This is a genomic window from Desulfonatronum parangueonense (genome assembly GCF_054656975.1).
Genome location: NZ_BAAHXH010000003.1, coordinates 2,442,971 through 2,469,779, shown reverse-complemented (window position 1 = coordinate 2,469,779; position 26,809 = coordinate 2,442,971). Strand labels below are relative to the sequence as shown.

23 protein-coding genes and 2 pseudogenes are annotated in these 26,809 nt (G+C 54.7%); 11 read left to right on the top strand and 14 right to left on the bottom strand.

All coding sequences use genetic code 11. From position 1 onward, the window contains the following. Positions 1-297: 297 nt before the first annotated feature. The 4 genes from ACYQ15_RS11350 (at position 298) to ACYQ15_RS11335 (ending at position 3,159) form a co-directional block, all read left to right on the top strand. A complete protein-coding gene (locus tag ACYQ15_RS11350) occupies positions 298-645 on the top strand; it encodes a hypothetical protein (protein WP_459937623.1) in 348 nt (115 codons plus the stop codon). 266 nt (positions 646-911) lie between these two features. After that, positions 912-1,295, top strand: coding sequence for a hypothetical protein (locus ACYQ15_RS11345; protein ID WP_459937622.1), 384 nt, complete (start codon positions 912-914; stop codon positions 1,293-1,295). Then, positions 1,296-2,459, top strand: a complete 1,164-nt coding sequence (locus ACYQ15_RS11340; RefSeq protein WP_459937621.1) for an ABC transporter permease — start codon at positions 1,296-1,298, stop codon at positions 2,457-2,459. Then, the gene (locus tag ACYQ15_RS11335; RefSeq protein WP_459937620.1) at positions 2,452-3,159 is read left to right on the top strand and encodes an ABC transporter ATP-binding protein; all 708 of its coding nucleotides are present in this window, start codon (positions 2,452-2,454) and stop codon (positions 3,157-3,159) included. Before ACYQ15_RS11340 ends, ACYQ15_RS11335 begins: the two co-directional genes overlap by 8 nt. 179 nt (positions 3,160-3,338) lie before the next feature. On the opposite strand, the gene ACYQ15_RS11330 is transcribed toward ACYQ15_RS11335, so the two are convergent. The 6 genes and pseudogenes from ACYQ15_RS11330 to ACYQ15_RS11305 all read right to left on the bottom strand — a co-directional run bounded on the left by ACYQ15_RS11330 (position 3,339) and on the right by ACYQ15_RS11305 (position 5,794). Beyond that, positions 3,339-3,779, bottom strand: a complete 441-nt coding sequence (locus ACYQ15_RS11330) for a type II toxin-antitoxin system VapC family toxin (protein WP_459937619.1) — start codon at positions 3,777-3,779, stop codon at positions 3,339-3,341. Next, positions 3,776-4,018, bottom strand: a complete 243-nt coding sequence (locus ACYQ15_RS11325) for an antitoxin (protein WP_459937618.1) — start codon at positions 4,016-4,018, stop codon at positions 3,776-3,778. The genes ACYQ15_RS11330 and ACYQ15_RS11325 overlap by 4 nt, the downstream gene beginning before the upstream one ends. 147 nt (positions 4,019-4,165) lie before the next feature. Further along, a pseudogene (locus ACYQ15_RS11320) lies at positions 4,166-4,684 on the bottom strand (phosphate ABC transporter ATP-binding protein); the annotation flags it as partial. Next, a complete protein-coding gene (locus ACYQ15_RS11315; protein WP_459937617.1) occupies positions 4,681-5,181 on the bottom strand; it encodes a hypothetical protein in 501 nt (166 codons plus the stop codon). The gene ACYQ15_RS11315 and the pseudogene ACYQ15_RS11320, both read right to left, overlap by 4 nt. A 117-nt stretch (positions 5,182-5,298) precedes the next feature. Further along, entirely contained in the window at positions 5,299-5,562 is a 264-nt protein-coding gene (gene brnA, locus ACYQ15_RS11310; RefSeq protein WP_459937616.1) for a type II toxin-antitoxin system BrnA family antitoxin, read from the bottom strand. After that, a complete protein-coding gene (locus ACYQ15_RS11305) occupies positions 5,531-5,794 on the bottom strand; it encodes a BrnT family toxin (protein WP_459937615.1) in 264 nt (87 codons plus the stop codon). Before ACYQ15_RS11305 ends, brnA begins: the two co-directional genes overlap by 32 nt. 699 nt (positions 5,795-6,493) lie before the next feature. Between ACYQ15_RS11305 and ACYQ15_RS11300 the strand changes: the two genes are divergently transcribed. The 4 genes from ACYQ15_RS11300 (at position 6,494) to ACYQ15_RS11285 (ending at position 12,649) form a co-directional block, all read left to right on the top strand. Further along, the gene (locus ACYQ15_RS11300; RefSeq protein WP_459937614.1) at positions 6,494-7,147 is read left to right on the top strand and encodes a CPBP family glutamic-type intramembrane protease; all 654 of its coding nucleotides are present in this window, start codon (positions 6,494-6,496) and stop codon (positions 7,145-7,147) included. 348 nt (positions 7,148-7,495) lie between these two features. Beyond that, positions 7,496-9,931, top strand: coding sequence for a glycosyltransferase (locus tag ACYQ15_RS11295; protein WP_459937613.1), 2,436 nt, complete (start codon positions 7,496-7,498; stop codon positions 9,929-9,931). A 519-nt stretch (positions 9,932-10,450) separates the two neighbouring features. Then, positions 10,451-11,665: an ATP-binding protein gene (locus tag ACYQ15_RS11290; RefSeq protein WP_459937612.1), complete on the top strand. Its 1,215-nt coding sequence runs from the start codon at positions 10,451-10,453 to the stop codon at positions 11,663-11,665. A 69-nt stretch (positions 11,666-11,734) separates the two neighbouring features. Continuing rightward, on the top strand, positions 11,735-12,649 hold the full coding sequence (locus ACYQ15_RS11285; protein ID WP_459937611.1) for a hypothetical protein: 915 nt from the start codon (positions 11,735-11,737) through the stop codon (positions 12,647-12,649). Between the two features lie 329 nt (positions 12,650-12,978). On the opposite strand, the gene ACYQ15_RS11280 is transcribed toward ACYQ15_RS11285, so the two are convergent. From ACYQ15_RS11280 to ACYQ15_RS11245, 8 genes and pseudogenes are all read right to left on the bottom strand, one after another. After that, a complete protein-coding gene (locus tag ACYQ15_RS11280) occupies positions 12,979-13,473 on the bottom strand; it encodes a hypothetical protein (protein WP_459939639.1) in 495 nt (164 codons plus the stop codon). A gap of 159 nt (positions 13,474-13,632) precedes the next feature. Beyond that, a pseudogene (locus ACYQ15_RS11275) lies at positions 13,633-14,136 on the bottom strand (DNA cytosine methyltransferase); the annotation flags it as partial. A 10-nt stretch (positions 14,137-14,146) separates the two neighbouring features. Beyond that, positions 14,147-14,674 (bottom strand): very short patch repair endonuclease, encoded by a 528-nt coding sequence (locus tag ACYQ15_RS11270; protein ID WP_459939578.1) that lies wholly within the window; start codon positions 14,672-14,674, stop codon positions 14,147-14,149. After that, complete coding sequence (locus ACYQ15_RS11265; protein ID WP_459937610.1) at positions 14,652-16,463, bottom strand: AIPR family protein; 1,812 nt, start codon at positions 16,461-16,463, stop codon at positions 14,652-14,654. Before ACYQ15_RS11265 ends, ACYQ15_RS11270 begins: the two co-directional genes overlap by 23 nt. Further along, a complete protein-coding gene (locus tag ACYQ15_RS11260; protein ID WP_459937609.1) occupies positions 16,450-17,484 on the bottom strand; it encodes a PD-(D/E)XK motif protein in 1,035 nt (344 codons plus the stop codon). The genes ACYQ15_RS11265 and ACYQ15_RS11260 overlap by 14 nt, the downstream gene beginning before the upstream one ends. Further along, entirely contained in the window at positions 17,468-20,329 is a 2,862-nt protein-coding gene (locus ACYQ15_RS11255; RefSeq protein ID WP_459937608.1) for a Z1 domain-containing protein, read from the bottom strand. The genes ACYQ15_RS11260 and ACYQ15_RS11255 overlap by 17 nt, the downstream gene beginning before the upstream one ends. Continuing rightward, complete coding sequence (locus ACYQ15_RS11250; RefSeq protein ID WP_459937607.1) at positions 20,326-21,849, bottom strand: ATP-binding protein; 1,524 nt, start codon at positions 21,847-21,849, stop codon at positions 20,326-20,328. Before ACYQ15_RS11250 ends, ACYQ15_RS11255 begins: the two co-directional genes overlap by 4 nt. Before the next feature lie 26 nt (positions 21,850-21,875). Beyond that, positions 21,876-24,053: a sigma-70 family RNA polymerase sigma factor gene (locus ACYQ15_RS11245; RefSeq protein WP_459937606.1), complete on the bottom strand. Its 2,178-nt coding sequence runs from the start codon at positions 24,051-24,053 to the stop codon at positions 21,876-21,878. A gap of 622 nt (positions 24,054-24,675) precedes the next feature. Between ACYQ15_RS11245 and ACYQ15_RS11240 the strand changes: the two genes are divergently transcribed. The 3 genes from ACYQ15_RS11240 (at position 24,676) to ACYQ15_RS11230 (ending at position 26,579) form a co-directional block, all read left to right on the top strand. Continuing rightward, a complete protein-coding gene (locus ACYQ15_RS11240) occupies positions 24,676-24,906 on the top strand; it encodes a type II toxin-antitoxin system RelE/ParE family toxin (RefSeq protein ID WP_459937605.1) in 231 nt (76 codons plus the stop codon). Positions 24,907-24,973: 67 nt separating this feature from the next. After that, positions 24,974-25,255: a HigA family addiction module antitoxin gene (locus ACYQ15_RS11235; protein ID WP_459937604.1), complete on the top strand. Its 282-nt coding sequence runs from the start codon at positions 24,974-24,976 to the stop codon at positions 25,253-25,255. A 313-nt stretch (positions 25,256-25,568) separates the two neighbouring features. Next, positions 25,569-26,579 carry a glycosyltransferase family 4 protein gene (locus ACYQ15_RS11230; RefSeq protein WP_459937603.1) on the top strand — a complete coding sequence of 337 codons (1,011 nt, stop codon included), beginning with the start codon at positions 25,569-25,571 and terminating at the stop codon, positions 26,577-26,579. Positions 26,580-26,809: the final 230 nt, after the last annotated feature.

Here is a 26,809-nt window from a genome sequence, read left to right as displayed (position 1 = left end):
CGGTGGACCGGGGGTCATATCTGCTGTTGACCCGCAAGCCCCATCGCCCGCTACGCCAGATACCGCTCCACCCAGTGCCGCATCAGCGGATCGAACAGGGCGTTTTTGAATCGATGGCTACGATATTGACTATGACCACCTTTGAAGCCTAGTTTACCTGAAGAAGAGGCCGCATGGCATGAGGCAAATGGTTCATGCCCAGATAACTGGCTTCCGACTTCGCAAGTTTTGACTGATCAGGCCGCGGCTGCATACGCTCGGTGGCAGCCCATACGCCTGCATATCTTACTCTCAAATATGTCGCCCATCAGCAACACCATCCCACATGCACCTTCTCTTCTGCTCGTCATCCTGCTTGCATTGACCCTGGCAGGGGCACCCGTTGCCTTCACCGCCGTCTCCTCCGGTCTTTACGATGGTTACGACGAGTGCTGCTCTCCCGAGGCCGATTCAGAGGGATTATCAAAGAGCAGTCCCTGCATCCTTGTTTTCTGCCCATGCGGCTTGTGCGCGCCGGTGGTCATGGCAGGCAAGGCGACGAGCATCATCATTACTCCGCGCAAAGAAGCGGCACCGGACCCTTTTCCGGATATCCGCCGCAAGGGCATCTCGATGCTCATCGAGCGCCCTCCTGAACCCGCCTGATTCTCCTTCCTGAACACCCACGTTCCGCGGCAACCTTCGAACCGCTCCGCCTGACCCTCCACCCATGTCCAGACATGACCGGTGTTGGATCGAGCCTCATTCCGAGACGAAGACCTGGAAGCGGTTATTTGCCGGCATGGCTGCCGTGGAAATGACTTGCCGCAGCAGGTCATTCCGGCGAAAGACGGTCTCCGGCGCCTGTGGATGACCAACCCGAACCTGCTGAATATGAACAAGTAATTTTTATCCCAACAAGGAAAATCTCCATGCGAAAATACGTACTCGTTTTTGCGCTGATATCCATCAGCGTCATCGGGCTTGCGGTCTTCAACCCAACACCCAGCCCCGCACTCAACGTGAACGACGTTGCTTTTGATCCCCTGGCCTACACCGGGAGCATCACCATTCGCGGCGTAAAGGCCGCCGTATCCGATCAGGACCCGAACATCTTCGGCATAATGGACATGAAGGAACTTCGATGCACGGTTCAGGGTTGCGAGAAGGTCTTCCTGCCGATCAGATACGCGGGCAAGAAACCCGCCATGGGAGACGAGGTCGTTGTCGAGGGCAGCTTTATCGAAAGCCAAGGCAGCCTGTTTTTCGACGCCAGCTCCGTCAAGGTTGTCCGCAACCACAACCTGGGAGGCTAAATGACCATCTCCAAGTTTGTGGCCCGCAATATCGTTCGGCGGCAAGGGAGATTCGTCTTCACCCTCCTCGGGATCACCATCGGCATAGCCTCCTATGTCACCTTTCTGTCCATGGGCGGCAGCTTGAAGAGCGAAATCCACCGGGAAACCGCCGCCCTGGGCGCGAACCTCATCGTCATTCCCAAAGGTTCGTGCGGATATGAACAGCTTTCCATTCTGACCGGCGACCAGATGCCGACCAACATCACTTCGGAAGAGGTCGCCAGGATCGAGGCCATCGAAGGACTGACCGTGATCCCATTCCTCGTCCAGCGAACTGCCGTCAACAATGTGCCGATTACGGTCAACGGCATCCTGCCCGAGGAAGTCATGCGCTCCAGAGGCCTGGAGGTCGAGCTGGGTAGGAATTTTACTTCTCCCGACGAAACCGGGGCCGTGATCGGCTCCGAAGTCGCCTCGCGGTTCAATTTTTCACCCGGAAGCACCTTGACTCTCAGAGGCGAACAAATTCCGGTGCAGGGCATTCTCAAGGCCTCGGGCGGCAAGGACGACGTGACCATCTTCCTGCCCATGCAGCTTGCCCAGAACGTCTTCAATTCCGTGAACCTCTATTCCTATGTCGCCATCGCCTTCGACGACCCGGCTCTTACAGAGAGTTACAGCGACCAGATCAGGGCGGCCACGGGGCTCGGCGTGGTCTCGGACCAGCAGATGCTCAGTTCCGTGCTTGCCATTGTCGGTTCGGTGAACGTCACGCTGCAGCTCATTGCTGCGGTGGCGATTCTGGCGGCTGCCTTCGGCATCATCAACACGATGATGACCGCCACCTATGAGCGAAAGCGCGAAATCGGCATTCTGCAGGCTCTTGGGGCCACACGGAAAATGATTTTCTCCGTATTCGTCATGGAATCGGGCCTTTATGGATTTTTCGGCGGAATCTGCGGAGTTGCGGGAGGCTTGCTGGCTTCGGTGATCGTGACGCCCTACATCAGCGAGAACGCCTTCACGACCCTGATGAAAGGATCCGGCAGCGGCAATGTTTTTGATGTCACGGTGATCCTTGGCGCCATGGCGCTCTCCATTCTGGTTTCGATAGTCGCCGGGGTCTATCCGGCCTGGCGGGCGGCGCGGCTCTCCCCGGTGGAGGCCATCAGCCATGGATAACATCATCCTGCGCACCATGGACGTTTTCAAGACCTACGGCAGAGGGGAGGCCGCCACCTTGGCCCTGCGCGGCATCACCCTGGATATTCCCCGCGGATCGTTTACCTGCATTGTCGGCCCTTCGGGTCATGGCAAAAGCACCCTGATGCACCTGCTCGGGGGGCTGGACCGTCCCTCAAGCGGCACGGTCCTGCTCGACGGTACCGACATCGGCGACCTGAGCAGCAGCGAACTGGCCCGACTTCGGGGCCGCAAGATCGGTTTCGTCTTTCAGTTCTTCAATCTCCTGCAAGGGCTTACGGCCATTGAGAACGTTGAGACGGCCATGATGCTGGCGGGAACGCCTGAGCGGGATCAAACCGAAAGGGCTTTGCATCTGCTGGAGTCACTGGGGCTTGGCGACAAGACCGGCTCAAGGCCTTCGGAGCTTTCCGGCGGTCAGCAACAGAGAGTCGCCATTGCCAGAGCGCTGGCCAACGATCCGGATATCCTCATGATGGACGAACCCACGGGCAATCTCGATTCATCCGCGGAGGCGGAAGTCATGTCCATTCTGCATTCCCTGCACGACCAGGGAAAAACCATCGTCATCGTAAGCCACAACAATGAGATAGCAAAGGCCTCCCAACGCATCATCCGGGTCAAGGACGGCATGATCGAAGCGGCGGAACAGAGAGAAACAACTCAAAGAGCTCAGTGAAGGTCGGCCGAGGCAAGTCGGAAGTGGCGGTTCCATAATGCGATGCGGTAATTCAGACAAGCACATGCCCTGGCAACGTCCCGCGCGAAAAGATTCCCGTTGTGCCCGTGGCCAGGGCATTTACGTTTCAAGACGAGGAAGGGTCTTGCCCTCGTAGGCTGGATCTCTGAAGCCAGCAATCACCAATTATCAGTATTACCAAGGAAAGTGTTATCAGGAGCGTGACGCTCTTCTTCCCAATTTTCAAGGCGCAGCCCCCGAATTCTTTCGAACTCTCGAGTGTTGCGGGTAATCAGAATGCTGTCGCGGGAAAGGGCTTGACCCGCGATGAGGACATCATAAGGACCGATTGGCCTGCCCTCGGTTGCGAGCATGGCCCGGATTTCTCCAGAACAGCGGGCGTCTTCAGGGCTGAACAACAACGCTTCAAATTGCAGAGCCTCGATGCGTGCAATGTTTTCCTTACGGCGCATGCTCTTGTATGCCCCGAAATAGAGTTCGTGCATGACAACGGTGGGGATGCCGAAGTCGCGGGGTTCATGCCGGCGCAATTGCTCAAGCATGCAGGCATGACCCTTGAATATCGCGATGATCGCATTTGCATCGAACAGGTATTTCATTTGAAATAATCCAGTTCCGGGCGGACCTGTTCATCCGGTTGCTCGGAAACAGCCTGTTCGAAATCCGAATCCACCGGCCCGACGATGTTATTCAGCCAGTCCCAATCCTTGGCAATGGGCTCGAGAATAACCGCATTGCCGCTACGGCGAATGCGCACTTCCTCTGCGTCGAAACGATAGTCCTTTGGCAGGCGCACGGCTTGCGAGCGACCGGTCCAGAACACTTTTGCCGTTTCCATGGCTTTTCCTCCTCAATATCCGATATATAGCAAAAAGATATATCAAGAAAATCAGATCCGCAAGACATGGCTTCGAAATTATCCAGGATGATGGTGAATTCGTCCCCTCCGAGCCGCGCACTTCCCTTCAATGACCGATGTGAGGAATCAGCCGAAACGGCCGGTGATGTAGTCTTCGGTGGCTTTTTCCTTGGGCTGGGTGAACAGGGAGATCGTGTCCTTGTATTCGATCAGTTCGCCGAGATACATGTACGCGGTGTAGTCGGAGACCCGGGCCGCCTGCTGCATGTTGTGGGTGACGATGGTGTAGTTTTCCTTGAGCGTGAAGATCAGCTCCTCGATCTTGGCCGTGGAAATGGGATCCAGGGCCGAACAGGGTTCGTCCAGGAGGATCACCTCCGGCTCGATGGCCACGGCCCGCGCCACCACCAGGCGCTGCTGCTGTCCTCCGGAGAGGCCGAAGGCGTTTTCATGGAGCCGGTCCTTGACCTCGTCCCACAGGGCAGCGCCGCGCAGGGCGTGCTCCACGACCTGGTCCAGCTTTTTCCTCTCCTTCACCCCTTGCAGCCGTAACCCATAGGCCACGTTTTCATAAATGGATTTGGGAAACGGATTCGGCTTCTGAAAGACCATGCCCACCCGACGCCGCAGTTCGGTCACGTCTACGCCGCAACCATGGGGTCAGGTCTTGCTTTTTGATGTATTTCGTTTTTTTTGATGATCCTGCTGACAGTGGCATAATGAAGTCCGAGATGCGCGGCAATAGACTGCTGGGAGTAGACGTGCTCAATGTGTCCTGCTGCAATGGCCTTGTCTCGGTGCGGCTTTGACTGCCCTCCCGGGAAAAGCTTCTCCAGTGGAGGTCGCAGCGCAATACGTTGCCCCCTTGGGATTTCGGTGAATCCGGTTTTTTTCTGGAGAAATGGAAAGAGCTTTTCCAGGAAAGGTTCCTCCCCCAAGAGACATTGCCCAACGAGCTTCTTCCAGGGCGCCTCCTCGCTGATCCCCGCAAGAACGAACCTCCGGTACTCCAGTTGCGCTTGCTTCCGGTCATTTCCTAATTGGGCAAGAATCCAGTCCGTTGAGAGGAAGTCCGACTTCTTCTTCAACCCGGCGGTGGCGCAATAACTGGACCAGGGGTACTCCTTGGGATGCCGCGCCATCCCGGCCCGAACCGGATTAAGGACGACATAGCGGCACAACTCCAACAGGTGGGAGTTCTTGGGCGCTGCTCGGGAGGCCCATCAATGAGGTGGTGCTAACGGCTACCCGCTACGCGGTTAGCCGTTAGCACCACCGATTTGTTCTGCCTTCAGCCTTTCAGACAGCCATACCTTAACGATGGACTGTCTCGTAACTCCGATTCTCCGAGCTTGCGTATCTAACTGATCGATCATCCAAACAGGAAGATCTACATTCACTCTTTTCTGTTCCCATCCTGGGCGGAAACCTTTACTCACTTCCAGATGTTCACTAACGTCTTCACCCGCATCAAATTTGGCGTCCAACTCCTCAGCGCTGATTGTAGATTTTCTTTTCACCATCTCGTGATCTCCTTGCCGATATGATTCGGATTCTTCCGTTTCTAAAAGTGAAGATACAGGTCCAGATTTTATCCTCAAATTTCCCAATGAGGGCAAAACGGTCCTCTCCTGTATTCCGAGCAGGGATGAAAAATCTATCCTCATCCTTCCAAAGCCTCTTCGCTTCTTCAAAATCAATACCATGCTTTTTCTTGTTTTGAAGTGACTTTTCTGGATCATACTCGAAATCCATAAAATAGCCTTTAGGTATAATTTTTACTCAGTCAACTTTTTCCTGCAGAACGGCAACCATCACCGACGCGCGCCTTTGGCGCGTCCGAACTTCGCTGGGGTCAGGTCTTGCTTTTTGATGTATTTCGTTCTTTTTTGATGATCCTGCTGACAGTGGCATAATGAAGTCCGAGATGCGCGGCAATAGACTGCTGGAGTAGCCGTGCTCAATGTGCCCTGCTGTAATGGCCTTGTCTCGGTGCGGCTTTGACTGCCCTTCCGGGAAAAGCTTCTCCAGTGGAGGTAGCAGCGCAAAACGTTGAACCCTTGGGATTTACTCTCAAGGCTCCCATTATTCCTTTCAAGCGATCAGGAACTTTGCAGTCACGGCCGTGGGAACTGTGGGTTTGGCGGAAATCTGGTTCTCTGTTCTATCCTTAGGGATTGAACGGTTTTTCCTCATTTACATCCTCCCTGCAGATCGACCAAAATCAAATCGTGCTTACTTAAATCCTGAGAAAATAATTTTTTTCTGACGCGGCAATTTGCGTTCAACGGACTGCCAACCGGAAAATCCGAACGAAACAGCTGGACATTGGGCTGCCGAACCTCGGCTCCGGCGCGACGGTCGGGTCTGTCGGCTCCCATGGGGAGCAAATCCAGAAATTTCAGAAGCCGGGAGCAACGCTTTGGTCTGACTTTGCATGCTGGGAGTGGATTCATGAGTGATGGAGGAAGCAGGCTTCGGAGCACCGGGTTGTGGCTCGAGTGGGGCGTCCTGTTCATCGGATTTCCAATGATCGTCTTCCTCGAATGGTTTCAGGTGAACAAATTCCTGATTCTTGCGATTCCGCTCATGTATGCCTTGGCAATTTCCATCTGCTTTTCACGCAAGGATGAAAAGAACCAAACCCGGTCGCCACAATCAAATAAATCCACACCATGGAACGGATTGATCCCGCGGATGATCGGGATCACCGGTCTGCTTGTCCTTTACACATGGCTTCACTACCCCGAACAGTTTTTTATTCTACCACGGAACGAACCCGGACGCTGGCTGATGATCCTGGTGTTGTACCCGTTGGCTTCCGTCCTGCCGCAGGAATTCCTGTACCGGAAATTTTACGTCCAACGCTACATGGGGGTCCTGTTCCACAGCAGGACAACACTGCTGGTGGTCAACGCATTAGTATTCTCCTTCCTGCACATCATGTACGAAAACATCACCGCGATTGTTTTCACCTTTTTTGGCGGGCTGCTGTTCATGTCGACCTATCTGAGGTCAGAACGGCTCGTCTTGCCGTGGCTGGAGCACAGCGTCTACGGTCTCGTCATTTTCAGCGTTGGGCTGGGCTGCTTTTTTGCAAGCCGGTAGGCAGTTAGTGTCCAATGCTGTGAAAGGATCAGTTCAGTTTGCCATGTCCGTCTTGGGTCCGCTCCCCAATCAAAAAAAAACAGAACTGATTACGAACATCCTCAAACGATTGCAGATGGTTCTAAACGAGCACCCTTGAAGAATGGATATACCGGGATTTTGTTTCTTGTCGAAGCGCATCGGATTCAGATTTGTAGCTCAAGCACTGGAGGAAGAAGCTTAAACTCACTGTGCATCCAAATTGAAATGTCACGCGATCTTCTTGATATCGTCATTGTCGGTCACCTTCCCATCATCATTTCGTCACCTGTTGCCTTTACCATCCCGACAATACCAGGGAGGTGAATCATGGAACCGACGACCAGAGCCGATCTGCACGTGCATTCGAAGTCTTCCAAACGACCGTCGCAATGGGTGCTGCAAAAAATCGGGTGCGCGGAGAGCTACACCGAACCGTCGCACATCCACCGCACATTGCGGGAGAAGGGCATGGACCTGATCACCATCACGGATCACAACACCATCGAGGGCAGCCTGGAGATCGCTCATCTTCCGGATACCTTCATCAGCGAGGAGATCACGGCCTATTTTCCCGAGGATCGGTGCAAGGTCCATGTTCTGGCCTACGACATCACCGAGGCCCAGCATCGAGAAATCCAGAAATACCGCGACAATGTCTTCGAATTGGCCGGATACCTCCACCAAGACGACATTTGTCACGTCCTGGCCCACCCCCTGTTTTCGGTCAACAACAAGCTGACCAAACACCACTTCGAGCAGTTGCTGCTGCTGTTCAAGCATTTTGAAATCAACGGCGCCCGGGATGAACATCTGAACACCAACCTGCTGTGCATCCTCGAGATGCTCGCACCGGAGGACATCCAGCGCCTGGAGAACGTGCATGACCGCGCCGCCTTGCCCGAAAAACCATGGGTGAAGCATCTGACCGGCGGCTCGGACGACCACAGTTCACTGAACATCGCCAGGACCTACACCATGATGCCCGGCCGCCGCGACCCGGCAGCGTTTCTGCAAGGCATCAGGGACGGAGATGCGCGGTTTATCGGCAAATCCTCTTCACCCCAAACGTTGGGTCACAATCTCTACAGCATCGCCTACCAATTCTATAAGCAGAAGTTTCAACTTGGGAAGCACGTCAACAAGGACATCCTGCTCAAGTTCATCGACCGCAACCTGGACCCGGGCCGGGAGAACCAAAGCGGTTTTCTGGGTTCCCTGCACGCGCTCTGGTCACAGAAAATCCGACCCAGAATCGGTTCCCGACCCCGTGGAAACGTGCCGGAACAGCTTCAGGATCTGTTGCGGCACGAAACCGCGCGCCTGATCTGGAACAATCCAGACCTGATGAACATCGTCCGGTCCAGCGGCAACGGGCGGGAAGGTCAGGGAAAAACCTGGTTCACCTTCGTCAACCAGGCCGCCAACCAGGTCCTGAAGCATTCCGCGGACCACATGCTGCGCAAGATAGCCCAGGGCAACATCTTCGACATCTTCCATTCACTGGGTTCTGCCGGGGCATTGTATGCCCTGCTGATGCCCTACTTCCTGTCCTACTCGCTCTTTGCCCATGACCGAAAATTCAGCCGCGAGGTCCGGGAATCCTTCGCCAAGGACAAGGGACTGCCCGGGGCGGCGGACGCCCCGAGACCGCGGGTGGCCCATTTCACGGACACCTACTACGAAGTCAACGGCGTGGCGCTGACCCTTCAGCAGCAACTGTCCTTGGCCCTGGCCACCAGCAAGGACATGACCATTATCACCTGCGCTCCCGACGAAGCGGTTCCGGCAACGGACGGCGTGCGAAACTTCTCGCCCATCGGCGTCTTCGAACTGCCTGAATACCCCGAACTGAAGCTCTTTTATCCACCGGTACTGGAAATGATGCGTTTCTGCTTTGAAAAGGAAATCAGCCACATCCATTCCGCGACCCCGGGTCCCATCGGACTGGCCGCCCTGGCCGTGGCCAAGCTGATGCACCTGCCCATCTACGGCACCTACCACACATCCCTGCCCCAATACACGCAGTGCCTGACCCAGGACTCCGCCATGGAAGAAATGATGTGGCGGTTCACGCTCTGGTACTACGACCAGATGGACGTCGTCTTCGCGCCGTCCCGCAGTACCGCCGACGAATTGACCGCCAAGGGGCTGAACCCGGAAAAGGTCCGGGTCTATCCCCGGGGCATCGACATCGTGCGCTTCCACCCCTCCAAGCGCAACGGCTTTTATGAAAAGCGCTTCCAACTGCGCAACGAAACCAAGCTGCTCTATGTGGGTCGGGTTTCCAGGGAAAAGAATCTGCACATCCTGGAGCAGGCCTTCCGGGAACTGGCCCGGGAAAGAAACGACGTGCGGCTGATCATCGTGGGCGACGGCCCGTATCGGGAGGAGATGGAGCGCAACCTGAGCGGCACGCCCGCGGTGTTCACGGGCTATCTGGACGGGGAGGCTCTGGCCCAGGCCTATGCCTCGGCGGACATCTTCGTCTTTCCCAGCACCACGGACACCTTCGGCAACGTGGTCCTGGAAGCCCAGGCCTCCGGGCTGCCGGTGATCGTCTCCTCAGAGGGCGGACCAAGGGAAAACCTGATTCCAGGTCGGACCGGATTCATCGTCGCCGCCGCCACCGCCGAGGCCTACCGCCAGGCCGTGGCCACCCTGCTGGACGATCCGGCCCTGCTGCGCAACATGCAGTCTCAAGCCAGGGACTACATGGAAAATCGTTCCTTCGACCAGTCCTTCGATCAAGTTTGGGCGTTTTAAGGAAAGACGGGGTGAAACGTTTTATGCCGTCTCCGGATTAGTCCTACCCGCGAAGGTGAGTATCCAGCCCGGTTCTACTCGGATGAGCTGGAGTAGTTTCAAATACTGAAATTATTCAGCAAATTCTGATGCAGACACTGGTTTTTTTATTTCATCTCAATTTACCACCACGAAGGGCACGAAGAGCACGAAGGAAGACAGGAAAGGAAACACCTATTGCCGCACTGCCATTCACAATTATCGCCATAAATCCACCCTTCATGTCCTTCGTGCTCTTCGTGGTTAATCATCTTGAACATGGATTAGCTGAGTAGTTACATCAAATTTTTATATTCGCTAAGCCGAAAATCTCCCCGCCCAAGCTGCTGTCTCGATCTTGCCCCCGCCGCTCCAACTCCACACACCTACACTCAACTCCAACCTTTCTTGCCAGAAGTATTCGTCATACCGTAATCTTCACAGAAAAAACATTGTGGTTTACGGTATGGCTTGATATATTTTTTATGAGGAGTGAAGAATGTGATCAAACGAGAAACCTACATTAACAGGGTCAGGGCTTTTATCGACAAGGATGTGGTTAAAGTCTTCACCGGTATCCGCCGTTCTGGCAAGTCTACTCTGTTGAAACTTGTTCAACAGGAGTTGATCGGCCATGGCGTTTCGGAACATCAATTCATAACGATCAATTTCGAGAGCATGGCGTATGCTGATCGAGATTTGATGAGTATTTATCAGGAACTGAAGAGGTTTAGCGAAACCCTCGGCAAAAAGGCATATGTATTTCTCGATGAAATCCAGGAACTGACGAGTTGGGAAAAAATGGTCAACTCACTGAAAGTCGATCTGGATTGTGACCTCTACATCACAGGGTCGAACTCAAAATTGCTGTCCGGTGAGCTGGCCACCTATCTCGCGGGCCGTTATATCGAGATCTCAGTCTATCCCTTTTCATTTCGGGAAATGATGAACATAAAGAAAGAGAAGCAGTCGAATCTGTCCACCGAAGAAGCATTCAATATTTACCTCAGGTTTGGCGGCATGCCTTTTCTGTATGAAAACAATCTCGGCGCAACCGCCGCACTCGACTATTTGCGGGACATCTACAATTCCATTCTGCTGAAAGATATCATCGCAAGGTATTCCATTCGAGACGTCGAGCTTTTTGAACGAGTCCTCTCCTATCTCCTCGCTAATGTCGCAAATTCCTTTTCAGCATCAAATATCTTGAAATACCTGAAACATGAGAAGAGAACGGTTTCCCTGGAGACATTGTACAACTACATTGCTCATGCCAAGGAGGCATGCCTTCTTTACCTGGCGCCACGTGAAGACGTGCAAGGTAAAAGAATCCTGAAGTTTCAGGAAAAAATTTTCCTGGCCGACCACGGCATCCGCGAAGCCATCTATGGGAACAACCAAAGAGATATCAACCAGATACTGGAAAACATTGTGTACATTGAGCTTCTGCGAAGAGGGTACAAGGTGCGCATTGGGAAATCGAATGCCAGGGAGATCGACTTTGTCGCGGAACAAATGTCGCAAAAAATCTATATCCAGGTTGCATACCTGATTCCTGACCAAGCCGTCGCGGAACGGGAATTTGGAGCACTCCTCGAGATCCGGGACAACTATCCCAAGATGGTCTTGAGCCTTGATAAATTCGATTTCAGCCGGGAAGGCATCATCCACAAAAATCTCATTGACTTTCTGCTGGATCAGGATTGGCCGGCGTAGCCGTCCTGTCCCGAGAGTCTTTCAAGAAAGGCGATCATCTCCACCTCGCGACAAACCTTGGACATCATCATGGACGCACACCGATCATCACCCATTGTTTTTCTCTTTGGCCCCCCGGGCTCCGGCAAGAGCAGCCTGGGTAAAACGGCTTGCGGGTCCATTGGCCTGCGCTTTCTCGATCTTTCCACTCCAGCCGTGAACCGGCTTCCTCTTGAAACCCAGCAGGCAATTTTAACCGAAGCCCTGGAGAAAGAGGGCGGTGAGGTCATCGCGCTGCCGTGGACCCTGCAACGGGATGTCAAATTGCACGCTTGGCTGAGGCGCTCCGGAAGGTTGCTGGCCTTGTGGGCCCATCCCCTTGAAATGCAGGAGCGTTCAGGCCGCTCGCAACCGTTGTTTACCCCGTCCCGACGACTCAAGGACCGCTCTGGATTCGGGAGGGGCGGGACAAGCTGCCTGGAATTTCGAATGCTCGATCGGTCCGTGGATGCCATCCTGAAACTTGTGCGGACTCCTTTTGACGAAGCCTGCCACGCCCTGCGGAACAGCCTGGAACGGATGCGCAAGAAACCCGCCGAGCCTCCGGTAATCCAGGTTGGAATTTCGTTTTGGGTCGATAACTGGAGTAGCGATTACTCTATCAACAAGGATGTCACGTATCTGATCGTTGACGCAATGGCCCGCTATATTTTGCACCTTCGAGCCGAAGGCAAGTCGACCCGGGTCATTTCAGAGGTCTTGAGCGACCTCCAGATCGCCGGCCTTTTTCTCGTGAAGTACGAGGCACCGAAACAATCAAAGCATCTCAACCTGCCCAAGCTGTTCGCCTTCCCTCCCAATACGATAGAGTTCAAGAGAACCTTCAACGATTCGCCCAGCGCCCTGGATCGCTATGAGTCCAACCTGAAGGGTTTCGTGGATTTTCTCAAGGAAAACGCCAGGATGGCGGCTGAACAGGATGACTTGCGAGCCGAAACAATCTAAAGCGGGATATCGGATCGTTTCGGAGTATCACAAAACAAATCAGCATGTTGGTTCGGTCCAGCCCCGTCTGCAAGTTGCCCGACAGCGACAATCTCATGGCCCATCAGCCCCGGGCCGTTCAGTCGGATAAGGAGGAAAGATGGAGGAGGAAATCCTTGGCGCAAGCAGGTTCATCCGAGACTCGGCGTTCAAGTCCGTTCAGGCCAAAGACCTTGATCTGACCGAAGCCAGAGAGGCTTGAAACGCCTGCCCGCCCTGATTTCATTTCGCCACAGACGGCTGCCTCATCCTCAATGACACGGAAAAGTGTCATGGCCGTCTGGTTTTCCTCATCGAGCTGTAATGCGTCTGCGACCGGCAAGATCCCGGACTTTGAAGGGTTCTTGTTCAGAGAATTCAGAGAAGGCGGATGTGTTCGTCCTTGATGTACATTCAAATTGCTTTTGGTCGCCCTTCCCAGACAAGTCACTAGTATCTTGCAAAACATCACGTCTCTCCAGGCTATTCCTGGCCACCTCTTCAAGCCCGCAAGAAGAGTTCAGCCCCGTAAGAGATCCGACAATCGCCTTCATGACAGGTGGACAGACACCGTTACCGAGAAGGCGTACCTTGTCCCGCCGTGACCCCTTGTCCAGGGTGAATCCAGGGTCAAAGCCCATTGCCCGCTGCAGTTCCGGTACCTGGAGCATGCGCAGCATGGGTGTATCCCCCTTCCAGGTGACCAGACCGAAGCGGTCCAGGGTTGTCAGGGTGCGCAGTGGGCGATCAAGGGGCTGCCATCCTCCAGACCCGTCTGTTCCATAATAGACAAGCAGAAAAGGCACCCTTCTTCCCAGGGCATGGATTGCCTTTTCTGCCCTTTGAAGTGTGCCTTTGGCCCTCCGCCCATTATCGAGGGGACCGCATTTCCATGTTCCGACAGGATCGAGAATACTTTTTGCGGAGGCGGGTGCCTTGCCTGTCAGCCTTACGGCCTTCGGCATCTGTTTGCGGTCGCAAAGGACAAAAAGCCTTTTTCTGGTCTGTGGGACTCCGAAATCCGAGGAATCAAGCTTCTGGGTCAAAACGTTGTAGCCAAGCGATTCAATATCAACGACAAGGTGGCTGAAGCCGTGCCAGTTTTGCATATGGATAACATTTTCCAGCACGATCCACCGAGGTTGCAGCTCGCGAGCGAAATTGATGATGTATCTTGCGGTCAGCCTGCTCTGTTCATCCCTGGGACGGCCTCCCTTGGCACATGTATGGTTTGTGCACTCCGGGGAAGCCAGGATCATGTCAATATCTGATTTCAACCCAACATCGTCCGGTCCGGAATCCATATCGAGGGTCAAATTGACAACATGGGCCTCAGGAAAATTTGTTCTGAATGTGTCTGTGGCTATTCCCCAGGCATCAACCCCACACACAATTTGCGCCCCGGCTGCCCTGGCCCCCCAGCTGCTGCCTCCGCCGCCACAAAAAAGATCGAGTGTCCTGATGTGCATGGGACAGTCTCTACCAGGTTGCACCATGTTTGGCCATGATTTTATTGGAGTCTCTCAGGTCGCTTTCATTCACAACACCAAGGGCATCGAGAACCCGTTCCAAGCATTTTGCCTGGTTCTCCTTGATTTGATGCTCCCATAGCCTAACGACCTTCCAGCCCGCTCTTCGCAGACGTCGGTGGTTTTTCGTGTCCCGGTGCCGAGTTGCTTCTATCTTCGCTTCCCATTTTTCCGTCAGCTTGTCCCGCCATTGATGGAACCGCCAACCATGCCAGAAGTCCCCGTCAACGAAAACAGCCACTTTTTCCTGTCGAAAGACAAAATCAGGTCTTCCCGGAAGATCACGCGCCTGTTCTTCCCAGGACAGGCCCTTCGAGGCAAATGCTACCTCCATTTTCTTTTCCGGTCCTGTACCACGCCCCTTGATACGGGACATCACCGCACTGCGCTTTTCGGGTGACATGATGTCCCCGCGGTGGCGTCTTGGTTTTGGATTGAGTTCTGAAGACATGGAATCAGCTTGTTGAGCTTGCTTCACGAAGTTCAAGGATATCACCAGCAGGAGGAGTATACCTTCCGCCCCTGACTGCAACCCAGCATTCGGGTTTCTTGGCCCATTCCGATATCATCCGCCCTTCAGAAGTGTCATGAAGGACATCGTTGACTTCCCTGGCCCAGGATTGGATCAGGCTCTTGAATGCGGGCGAGAGATCCTGATTCAGCCAGATCTTGTCAAGATCAAGCCGAACACCCAATCGGTTTGCCACAAGGGATACGGTATACGTGGCAATATTGGCCTGGAACGCGGGGAACATCCGCCGGATCAGCTTCTGGGTTGTCTTGAACAGTATTGCCTTGGCAATCATTCGCTTGAAATCAGGAACATCCGGAAGGTAGCCGAGGGAATCATTGTCTTCATTGCCGCCAATCCGATCCATGAAGCGCATGAAATTCTTTTGGGCACCGAAGCTTACGGAATCCGGCAACTGGTCCCAGGCGTTGAGGTACTTCGCCAAGTCGGTCTTGGTAATCTTGCGCGCGGACGGAATCGCCTGCTTCAGTTTTCGCAGTCTGGCGGGAGTAGTCCCCTCCCTTGCCAGCATGGTTGTGTAGCTGCCTGCGGCCCTTTCGTAGAACCAGCGTCCGACGCCGTCCGGGCAATAGGTGGACATGGCCAATTTCTCCACCTCGACATGGAACGGCTTGTTGGCGGAAAGGTCCGACTGCCGGACTGAATTCTGGCTGTTGGCATATTTTGAAATATCTGAAATTAAGGCCTCTTCCTCGACAGGATCCTGCGATTTCAGGACTATCACCTTGGCCGGTACGCGGACCCGCCTCAAATCAATCTCTGGACTTCTTTTCTTTGTGAAGTAGATGGATGCTGTCGTCTGTCCCCCATTCACGATTTGCATTCCCTTCAGCCACAGGATGGCCGGTGCACCTTCGTCAGTTCGAGCATGTTCCAGTTCATCGGCGACGATGACAATCCCGTTGTTGTAGGCCATGAACCGTTGTGGATCCTTCTTCAGGGTGTCCCGAATGCCCCGGTTCACCTTTCCTGTCATGCTCAGGAAGGAACGGACATTTGCCTCAAGAAGCCTTGCACCGTACTTCTCGTACACGAACCGCAGCGCCTCTCCGGGAATAACCGTCAAGGCATAATCGTATTCCTCCATGTCTCCAGGGATGTAGATGCAGGGAAGAGGGGTGCCCGCAATCTCCTGGAAATTGACCACAAGCTCGTCGCGAGGCTTGCCTGCCGACCAGTGCCTATGGAGGCGCTCGATGTCCATTACCTCAAGCTTCACGGTTTTGCCATTGATTTCCCTGGGCTTGAAGTTCTTGGCCTTGGCCTGCCTGTCCGTCAGGACATAGACCCTGATCTGGTCAAGGGCGGCATAGGTGTCTTGGATGGTCAGGGCCAGCGGATAGGCATCATTCGACTGGTCCATGGTTGACGCAAGACGGCCCTGTGCACATTTGACCAGGAACTTCAGGCACTGTTCGGCGGCCAGCTTGGTTTGAGAATCCGGAACAGCGGTCACCTCGTCAACGCCGTCATACAGACTGACAAACAGATCGAGCTGGTCAGCTTCCTCGGAAATGGCGTAACCGCTCAAGCGCAGATTGGCATTGCCCACCTTCGCCGTATAGTGACAAACTACAGGGTCGAAGGTCATGCCGATCTCTGACATGTGCTGCATCACCACTTCGGCGAAAACCGATTCGGGATAGGGGTACGTTTCCTCGGATGAGCCAAGGCGCTCGCCGATTTCCGATCGGACCTCGGCTTGCGTCTGGGCAAGAAAATCAATGAGTTCCATAAACTGCCACTCCAAGTTCCTCCAGTACCATATCTACAGCGATATCGGGAACGGACACCAGATCGAGATCCAGTACATACCGGACCGCCTTGATTGATTGATCAACATCAGCGCGTGTGAGGGAAGGGAATTCGTGGTCAACCTTCATGAACCTCGTATCGGAATGTAAAAACCTTCGCGAGTACCTGTCCGAAAAAGCACGCAGGTAGCCCCATCTCAAAATAAGGGTTTCGAACCTTCCTGCCGCTTCCGTATTTTCACCGAGGCTGATGCTGAGGTCATCGACGATCTCAGGCAAGCTCTCGCCGTCTTCTCCCAACAAAAATCGCATTCCTGCCAAAAAAAGTGGGCAGGCAAGAGATGGGTCAAGCTGCTCAAGTGAACCAATTGTGGCCGGAAAACCATGCCTAGCGATCGTGCTTTTCACCTCGATTGCCCCGGTGCCCAAAAGGAAATCATGCAGCCCGTCATGCGGTCCCTGCCAGGCATCAAGTACCATCGCAGGGGGGAGTCCCTTGTTCAGAAGCTGTCGAAGCAACCACAACTCTCCGAACAGTCCGATTTCAGCCTCGTGGCCCAGGAACTCGCCCCTTGCCTGATGCATGAACTCCTGCCATGCCTTGATCCTGCCGAGAAAGAGTTGCAAGAGCTGCCGATCATTGACATGCCCATAGTCGGAAAACATGCTGATGATGTTTTCCGACATTCGCGTGAACATGTCCAGACTGCCGGCAGGCCGACGGGAGAGCGCAATCCACAGCTTCGCATCACCAGGAACCCTGTGCTTGACATTAACAACCCGGAATCCATGACCTTGAGGAAGATTTTTGTCTTCCGGTGCCTGAACAAGGTTGAAACCAACCAGGATTGCCTCCTCGTTGCCCGGAAAATGACGACCGGCCAACAGTTGGCGGGGGCCAGCAGGATTGATTGGGATCGTCCTCCAACCTCCCTCGCTGTCCTCGCCAGCCAGTGCACGCCATGCGGTCTGCAAGCGGTTGAACTCACTCTGCTGAGCCATATTCGTGCTCCCAGAGAACATTGTTGACCTTGTATTCGACCTTGGTACCGGAATTGCTGCCCGGAAAACTGATGGCAAAGGCTAGAACGGGTGGTGTGCCTTCAGAGAAACCTGCGTCTGCCATGTGAGGATCAAGACCATACAGGAACAAGACTCCGCGCTCTGGATGGGCCTCTACTCCTGGTGCGCCGAAGCCCCTCACCTTCCTGATGGCCGGACCATTCGGCGTTTCGGGTTCAGACGTGTCTCCGGTTCTGCCGGGATCGGCATGCCATGCAACACGGGTCATTTCAAGAGCGGCCATCCAGGCGTTCTCATCAAGATCGATGGCTTCGTCTCGCGGTGACATAAGCCTCCCGATTGAATAACGATCCTCGCCTGTCCCCTTCATTTTGCGTTTCATCATCTTGATCTCGACGTCATCACGGAGCTTCAAGTGTACACCCTCTCCACCGCCAATCAGTGCCACGGTCCAGCTGGTCAGTTCTCCCTGGATTGTCATGGTTTCAATGAATTCCGCCAGCAGCATGCTGTTGACCTTGTGGGCATCGGGATGCGTTTTGTAGCCAATCAGAAAATCAGTGATGGTGGAAGCGTCAACCTCCCTCCAGAGAAAGCTGCCCCTCCATTTCTGCATTATTCCGTTGCGTATCAGCTCCGGATCCACTTCGGGTTGGCCCAGAACCGACAAGAGTTTCCGTGCGGCTGCCAGATTCCGCTCAAGCACATCCCCTGTTCTGTAAAGGGCCACTGTCTCAAGCAGTTGTCCACTGAAGGACAGCATCAGATTTCTGGCAGTTCTCATCTTCAGTCTCGAAGTGACCATCAGTACCGGGTGTGACTGAACCTTGAGGCCGTATTCCCTGGGCGTCGCACCTGTGGCGGCCATGATGTCGAACTCCTCGCGAAGTTCTTCGGCGGCATCCGTGATGTGTCCGAACCATTCCGCAAGATCGGATGTGGTGTAGAGACGGCAGAGATCAAGATACCCCGGTCTGTAGCCGAACCAGCGTCCCATTTGCATGAGCGTGTCGTACATGCGTGACGAGCGAAGAAAGTAGCTGACGCACAGTCCTTCCAGGGTCAGCCCCCTGGCCAGCTTGTCACCCCCTACGGCAATCACCTTCAGGCCGACTCCTTGATGGTCTGCGTAGTCCAGGGCATCCTTGGCCGTTCCATTGATCATTCTCACCTGAATGTCCGAAACCAATTCAGGCAGTCGGGAGGACACATCCTCCCAATCGGGCATTTCCATTGATCCAAGGTCTGGATTGTTGGTGCTGATTTCTTGCGAGGTCGGGAGGAAATCTCTTTCCCACAATGACTTCAGATCGGCGATAACCTGTTCATGGCCGATACTGCGGGTCAGCCTCTGACGAAGATGACGAATCTGTTCCGAAACCTGGTGATGGATGTGCTGTTGCACTGAAGTGTAGCGGGTCACATGAACCAGCATGGAGACATGTTCGTGTTCCTGACCTCGCACTTGGCGAACTGCGCAGGATAGAAGAAACGCGTTGATTGCTTCAACAAGAGAAGGAGGCGGGGCATCCACGCCATTGTAGAGAGGAATGTGCCCGTTTCTGTGCCTTCTGGGCATCCAGCCATTCAAGCCATCGTCTGTTGAGTGGTCATCTATTGTCCGTACCAGGTCGATAGGGTCGCGGCCCTCTTCATCCTTCCATTTTTTGAATATTCTCGCAGGTCCTATGTAGTTCGAAGGTGCCGCTAGGTTGATGATGAACGCGGAAGGGAAGAGATCCGGTCCTTCTTTCTGGGTTTCGCCCCTTTCGTGAATGAAGATGTTCGCGAAAGGGGTGGCCGTGTAACCGACATAGGCAGACCTTGAAAACGAGTACAGGATGCGCCTGACCAGACGATTGATGGTTGTCGGCTGATGCTCTGCATCCGGTTGGCCGTCAGCATTGAAAACCTGTTCGCCGGTGTCCACACTGGCATGATCCGCCTCGTCATCTATGACCAGCAAGGGCAACTTGGTCACGATCATTCGACCGCTTTTCTGGTCATTAAAATCGGCAACGTGATTCCTGATCCAACCAAGGAGTCGCTTGAGGACGGTCTTGTTCTTTTTGACCACAAACAGCCAGGGCCTCTGCTCCGGTGAGATGCCGAGGTTCCTTGCAACTTTTGTCGTGAAGTCTCCGTTGTTCGTGCGGTTTGTTGCGAAATTCGGGCGTATGGCCGGATCTCCATCAATCTCACCCACCCCGATGACCTTGATGTCGTCATGGGAAGGTCTGGTCTCGTAGCCCAGAAAACCCTCGTCCAGTCGCATCTGGGTTTGCGACCGAAGATTGTTGTGAAGACCAGCGAGGACGATCACGATCTTGTATCCGGCATCCGCTGCCTTGCATATCAGGCCAGTATAGTGACCAGTCTTGCCAGACTGGACATGTCCCACCACCAGGCCTCGCCGATCCCATGTGCCAAGGCGCTGGGGATCTTCAAGCAGCCCAAGCACCATATCCGTTGATTCGTTGATTCCCTCTACAGCCTTGTAGGATAGCTTGCGTTCGAGCCATTCTCTGTATCGCTGCCAATACCTCCACTCACGTTTTCTTGCCGTATCAAGCCAAGCCTCATGGCCGGCTTCACTCGCGAGTACGGTATCCCGGCCGATCCAGAGGCTGAACCTGCGGATCAACTCATCCACAACACTGACATGATCTAGTCCCTCGCCCCATTTCGGATTCATTCGCAAGACCATATCGATCTTTTCCGAGATCAGTTCGGGAGTGATAGATGTCTTGTCCTGCTCGTCAAGCAGAAGTTCCTGGACAAACTTAATGACCTTTTGTCCGTGATCGGATTTTGTGTCACTCATTGCCGCGTCTCCTCGGCGGTTGCGTCCCCGTCTGGCAGGGCGGCCACCAGATCAGGATAGTTCTGAAAGGGTTCCGTATGCAGGAGCTGTTCCCTGGCGTAGGTTGGATTCAGGCCTTTTCTCTCGACCATGTTGCGAAACATGGTCTGAAGAATGGTTTTGACCTCATCGGCAGGCTCACCTGCGAATCCCGTGCGCGGCGTTTCCTTCCCCTCGGTGGTGTCGAGCCAGATTCTCTGAACGGGGATCGTCTCCTCGATGATTCGGAGCATGGTCCTGACCTGGGCTGTCAAGACACCGGACTCGTCGAGAACCGCCCTGACAGCAGGATGTTCCAGGTCGATCCGGTAACGCATTCCACCCTGGAAATGCTCGGCATGCCAGACCGAGGCCACCGGCCTAGTGTCGCCAAGCCTGACTGGCTTTCCGCGGTGAGCGAAAACCCTCCGCGCGCGGGATCGAGTGTCTTCGGCCAGTTTGGTCAACACTGGGCGAACCTGTACAGGTGGTCTCGCTGTTGATTTCCGGACATCTATCTTCCAATCCATGTCCGCGGAATTCGGGATATCCAGCCTTATCCTTGCAAGGCGATGCGCCTCCTCCTTGGTCCAGGAACGGCCCTGACCCAGCCCCAGCCAGCTACCGGCGACCAGCAACCGCTGGTTGCGATATACGTAAAAGCCCTGCTGGGCTGTCCAGCCGTCAGGCCCGGCCGCAAGCTCGAACGCATTCTCTGAAAGGCGATCCTTGTGCGGCAGGACATGCCCTTGCATCTCTATTGTGCCTCTACCGGTTTCCAGAGGGACGGGCGGCGATGTCCAGGTTGCAGGATGGCCGGACAGGAAAGGATCCCATGGCATGATCGGCTGGCCGTTCAAACGGATGCACAGTCGCGATTGCGGGCCTGACAGGTATCGATGGAAAACCATGGCCAAGTGACGTTCAACAGTGTCAACCAGATCGAGAAAAGTCTGTTCCGTAAATCCTGGGGTCACGATCCGGTCAAGTCGTTCCCAGATAACCAGTGTTCCCGTGGCGGCATGCAGAGGGGCAAGCAAGGCCAGGGAGGAGTCTTCCGGCCCTTCAAGAAGAAGCCAGCCGTCATCCGCGCTTGCGGCAAGAACATCAAGATCCCAGCACAGGCACGAGACATTCTCGCCACACTGTCTGCTTGCCACCGTCAATCGGCGGCACTGCGAGAAGGATGCCGTCTTCAAGCCGATGCCAAAGCGTCCGAGATCGGCCTCGCTTCTGTTGTCGAGAGGGCTCTTCTCGCCAAGCCGCATTGCGCGGTCGAGCCCGGCATCATCCATGCCGCAACCATCATCAAGTATCGTTATCAGGCTCTCCACTCCCGCCCATACGAACCCGACTTCGACGTTGCGAGCCTCCGCGGCAATGCTGTTGTCGATGATGTCGGCGATGGCCGTGGCGGTCGAATAGCCGAGGCCTCTCAACGCCTCTATCATTGCGCCGGCCCTGGGCGGGGCATGCCGGAATTTCCTGTTCGTCGTCGTCATTGTTCAGGGGCTACAGATCTGCAAGCCTATTGGAGAAAGAGCTTGAGCTTGTTTATACGAGCACGGTGCGCCAATTTGCGGAATGCCTTGGCCTCGATCTGCCGGATACGTTCCCTCGTGACCCCATAGACCTGCCCAATCTGTTCGAGAGTATGATCCTTGTCGCCAGCAAGTCCGAAACGGAGCCTCATGACATCGGCTTCTTTTTCGGTAAGGCATTGAAGAGATTCATCCAGGGCTTCCTTCAGGCTTGCATGCATGGCAAGATCTTCCGGATTCGTCATGGCCGAGTCCGCAATAACTGCTGCGATGGATGATTCCAACTCGCCAGCTGACGGCATTGAGATCGGATCTTCAGGAATTTCCTGTATCCGACAAACAATGTGCTCCTGGATGCCCGCCTCGAGCGCCAATTCTTCTGGCGTAGGATCGCGTTGCAATCTCCCGGTAAGAGAATTGGAGGCCGATTGGATCTTTCTTTTGGCCTCGACAGTATGAACCGGAAGCCGAATGAGTCGATCCTGGTCTGCCACGGCCCTCAGGATGGACTGGCGAATCCACCAGACGGCATAGGTCGAGAACCTTGCCCCGTATGATGGATCAAAACGATCTATGGCCTTCAAAAGACCTATATTGCCTTCCTGGATCCTATCGATATACGTCATGCCCCCATACTTCCGGGCGACCCACATGACCAGCTTGAGGTTGGCCAGTGCAAACATGTTTTTGGCCGTTCGGGCGCGTTTCAGGCCACGTGCCAGTATTTCTCTCGCCTGACGACTTGCCTCGTCCGACTCTACCATCCCCCAAAGATGCTCCATGAAATTCGAGGAGATTCCCAGGCCATGAATCTCATCCCTCAACCTTGCCGCCAGCGATTCCCGTTCAGTGATCGACTGGGCACGTGCCATTTCCCGGTGAAGCGCCCGAATCGAGTCGAACTTGTCACGCAGGTCGGAGGGGATGCCTGATACGGATTTGGCCTCCGCGGAAGACCCTGCCTCGATGACGTGGACATCTTCATCGTCGCATTCATCATCTTTGACGAGATTCAAGGATTCCTCGCCAATTGCATCTTCATCCGTATTGTCTTTGCTGCAAATGATCGACTTGATGGGGACGAGTTCCTGTTCCACATTCTTGAGCCCGTCCAGAAGTTCTTCCATGGCAACTGATGACCGGGGAATACTCCCAAGCGCTTCCCTGGTTCCCGCGGAAATCTCGAATGCCAGATCGATCTCCTCTTCCCTCGAAAGCGGCTTGGCTGCCCCAATGTCCCTTGCATACCATGTCAGTGGATCATTGGTGGTGGAGAGGAGGCTGGAAAGAAAGGCGAGTGCCTCATCGGCCACTGCTTCGAGAGGATCTTCGGGGTCCGCGAGCTCGTCGGACATGGTTTCCGGCTCAAGCGATGCGGGTACGAATGCTTCAGGGGCGTCCAGCACCAAAACGTCCATGTCGCCCAGAACAACCCTCACGGAAGACAGGTATTCCTGGTCAGGGACATCCCGGTCCTCTTCATCCGCTGGTACTGAGCGGACAAGCTCATCTTCCCTCACCCAGCCGTTGCGGATTCCAGCAAGGAACAATCGCCTAGCCGCATTCAGCCAGTCCGTGTCCTCTTCCCAACGTCTTCGCCTCCCGCGGCTGAATTCCAGCAACTCGGGCAGGTCAATATCGACGTCAGACCAGTCTTCGTCAGCATCGACAGGTTGATGGCTGGAAATCTGTTCCTGCAGCCGCCGGGCATCAGTGACGCAGGTTTTGTCTCCTTCAGGTCGGGGAGCTTCCGTCTCCTCCTCCCAACACGAGGGATCGAAGGCGTCGTCGAACAGTCTCTCTTCGCCGCCGTATATTGGTGCGTTTTCGAAAGATGATGACGTATCAGGATGGGAAGGAGGTGCATTTGCGGAAGTGGGGGTTACCAGGGGCGATCCGGTGCTGGGCGGATTCAGGTATTGCCTCAGAAGGGTCTCGACATCAGCCAGACCATGCTTGATGGCAATGGAAAGGGGATCATTCCCTCTGACATCACACAATGCAGGATTGGCACCGAACTCAAGTAGTATCCGACATATTTCACCATGCCCCTTTTCAACAGCCAGGGTGAGTGCGGACCTTCCAATGTCATCCACTGCATTTACGTCAGTTCCACGCTGAAGTTGGAGCAGCACGGCGTCCTTGGCGCCATGCGTGACAGCCATTCTAAAAAGTGGTGACAGTAAAGCCAAGAGTAGTCCCGGTTCTTCGTAGAGTTGACAGCCGTGTTAAGGGGCTCAAGGGATATGGCCAGAACGCCACTTGGATGCGCTCCTGGGTCGGGCCCCTGATGATTAGTAGAACCAAAATGGAAACATCAAAACGGGAGGTGCCGTGATTTTGGTTCATTCACTCGCTGGCCTGCTTGGCCTGCTTTACAAAAAATCGCGCTGGGCAGGACTTCCTGCTGCAGTGTCCTGGTTGTAGAAGGAATCTTTCCAGAAAAGATCCCCTTCGGTTTCTCCAAAGGAAATCCGGTTGCACTGAATCCCATTGGATTTAACGCAGCGCAATCCGGCCACCGGGTTCTTCGCCAATCATAAGTTCCCAACGACCTTCCCGGAGTCGTTCAGGAAGACGCTTCGGGGAGGTAAAAAATACACGAAATCGTCCACGTGACGCGGATTTTTTGCCACCCATAACCTGGAGAGCATCTTCTAGGCAACAGCGAATGAGGAGCTGACCTCACCTGGCCGCCGATGTCTTCCAATATCCAAAATCCACCAAGTTCAAAATCGTGCCATCTGGCGTATTGCACATGTAACGTTGCGGGTTACATTGCGGGACATGATCAAGAGCTTTCGCCATCGCGGCCTGGAGCGCTACTTCCTGAAGGGTAACAGCCCCGGTATTCAGGCCAGGCATGAAAAACGAATCCGCTTGATTCTTGCCCGATTAAACGTATCGACCAGCACGCGGGATATGAACCTGCCCGGACTTCGTTTGCACGAACTGACCGGCATCCGGAAGGGAACGTGGTCGGTAAGCGTAAGCGGCAACTGGCGCATCACATTTTAGTTTGAAGGCGAAGATGCGCTTGTCGTTGATTACGAAGATTATCACTAGCGCGAGGACGATGATGAGAATGCATAACCCACCACATCCCGGCGAGGTTCTCCGCGAACTGTGCATGGAGCCGCTCGGCATATCGGTTACGGATGCCGCACATGCCCTTGGCGTGAGTCGGAAAACGCTTTCCGCAATCCTGAACGGCCGTTCCGGCATCAGCCCGGAAATGGCGCTTCGTTTGGCCAAGACCTTTGATACCACCCCGGAGAGCTGGCTGAATCAGCAGATTCAGTATGATCTGTGGGAAGTTGAGCAGCAAGGCAAGAATCTCAAGGTGCGAAGGCTCTCGAGACTGTAGCTAGACGCCGCAACTCGTAGTCCCTGTTCGCTGCTGGTTATGCCGCCACCAATGGATAGGGACTTTTTCAGCACTCGGATAGCTGGGATGCCGTCCATGTGACATTTACACCACGCGGCCCCACATGCCGGGTTCGGCTTAATCGCCACAATACCATCATGTTTCCGTAACATTGACAGGGCATACTTGACGTCGTTGCTTTCAGGCCCTTGAAGCGCCGAAAAAGTCCCGAAAAATGACGGTCAAAACCATGATCACCTCTTGATTGGCCCCTTTCTGAATCCCAATTCAGCCGGCCACGAGGAAGGAGAACATGCGCATCGCCCTGATCACCGACGTCTGGCCCCCGCTGATCAACGGCGTGGTCACCACCCTGGAAAACACGGTCCGCATCCTTCGGGAAAAGGGCCACGTGGTCCTGGTGCTCAGTCCGGATCTTTTTCCCGGCATCCCCTGCCCCACGTATCCGGAAATCCGCTTGGCCCTGCTCCCCTGGCGCAAAGTGGGCCGCATTCTGAACGACTATCGCCCGGACGCGGTGCATATCGCCAATGAGGGCCCCATGGGCTGGGCTGGGCGGATCGCCTGCGGGCTTAGCCGCAAAGGGTTTACTTCCGCCTACCATACCCGTTTGCCGGAATACATCCGGCTTCGATTCCCCGTTCCCCTTCAGGCGTCCTACGCCTTCTTCCGCTGGTTCCACAAACCGTCCAAGGCCGTGATGACCGCGTCCCCGTTGCTGATGGAGGAATTGCGCGGTCGCGGCTTCACCAACCTGAGGCTCTGGTCCCGGGGCGTGGATACGCGGCTGTTTCGTCCCCGAAGCAAGGATTTTCTGGATGCGCCGCGCCCGATTTCCATGTTCGTGGGCCGGGTGGCGGTGGAGAAAAACATCGAGGATTTTCTACGACTTTCCATGCCGGGTACGAAATACGTGGTCGGCGACGGTCCGGCGCTGGGGGAGCTGAACACAAAATATCCGTATGTCCGCTTCTTCGGAGCCAAGCGGGGCGAGGATCTGGCCCGACACCTTGCGGCGGCGGACGTCTTCGTCTTCCCGAGCACCACGGACACCTTCGGCCTGGTGCTCCTGGAAGCCATGGCCAGCGGGATCCCCGTGGCCGCCTACCCGGTCACCGGCCCCCAAAGCGTGGTGATCCACGGCCGCATCGGCTGGCTGTCCGACAACCTGACCGAGGCCGCAACCAAGGCCCTGACCCTTTCCCCCCAGGCCTGCCGCAAGCACACCAAAACCTACTCCTGGGAACGCTGCACCGAGCAGTTCCTGAACAACCTGCACGTCTTGAAGCCACATCACTGTTAAATTCAAGGTTTGCCGAGGGCCGGAATATTATCCGGGCCAAGTTTTTCGTCAGCCAAGTCGACTGGAGAATAGTCCTTTCTTGCCTGCTCTTTTCCCTTTAGTGGTCAAAACCGGACAGCAGGTTCCTTTTGGGGCAATGGGCGAAAAATCCAAAAATGATTATTTGGAGTACATCGCCAGAACATCCAGCATTGGCTCGATCCGGCCTGAACAATAAGTCTTGCTTCAAC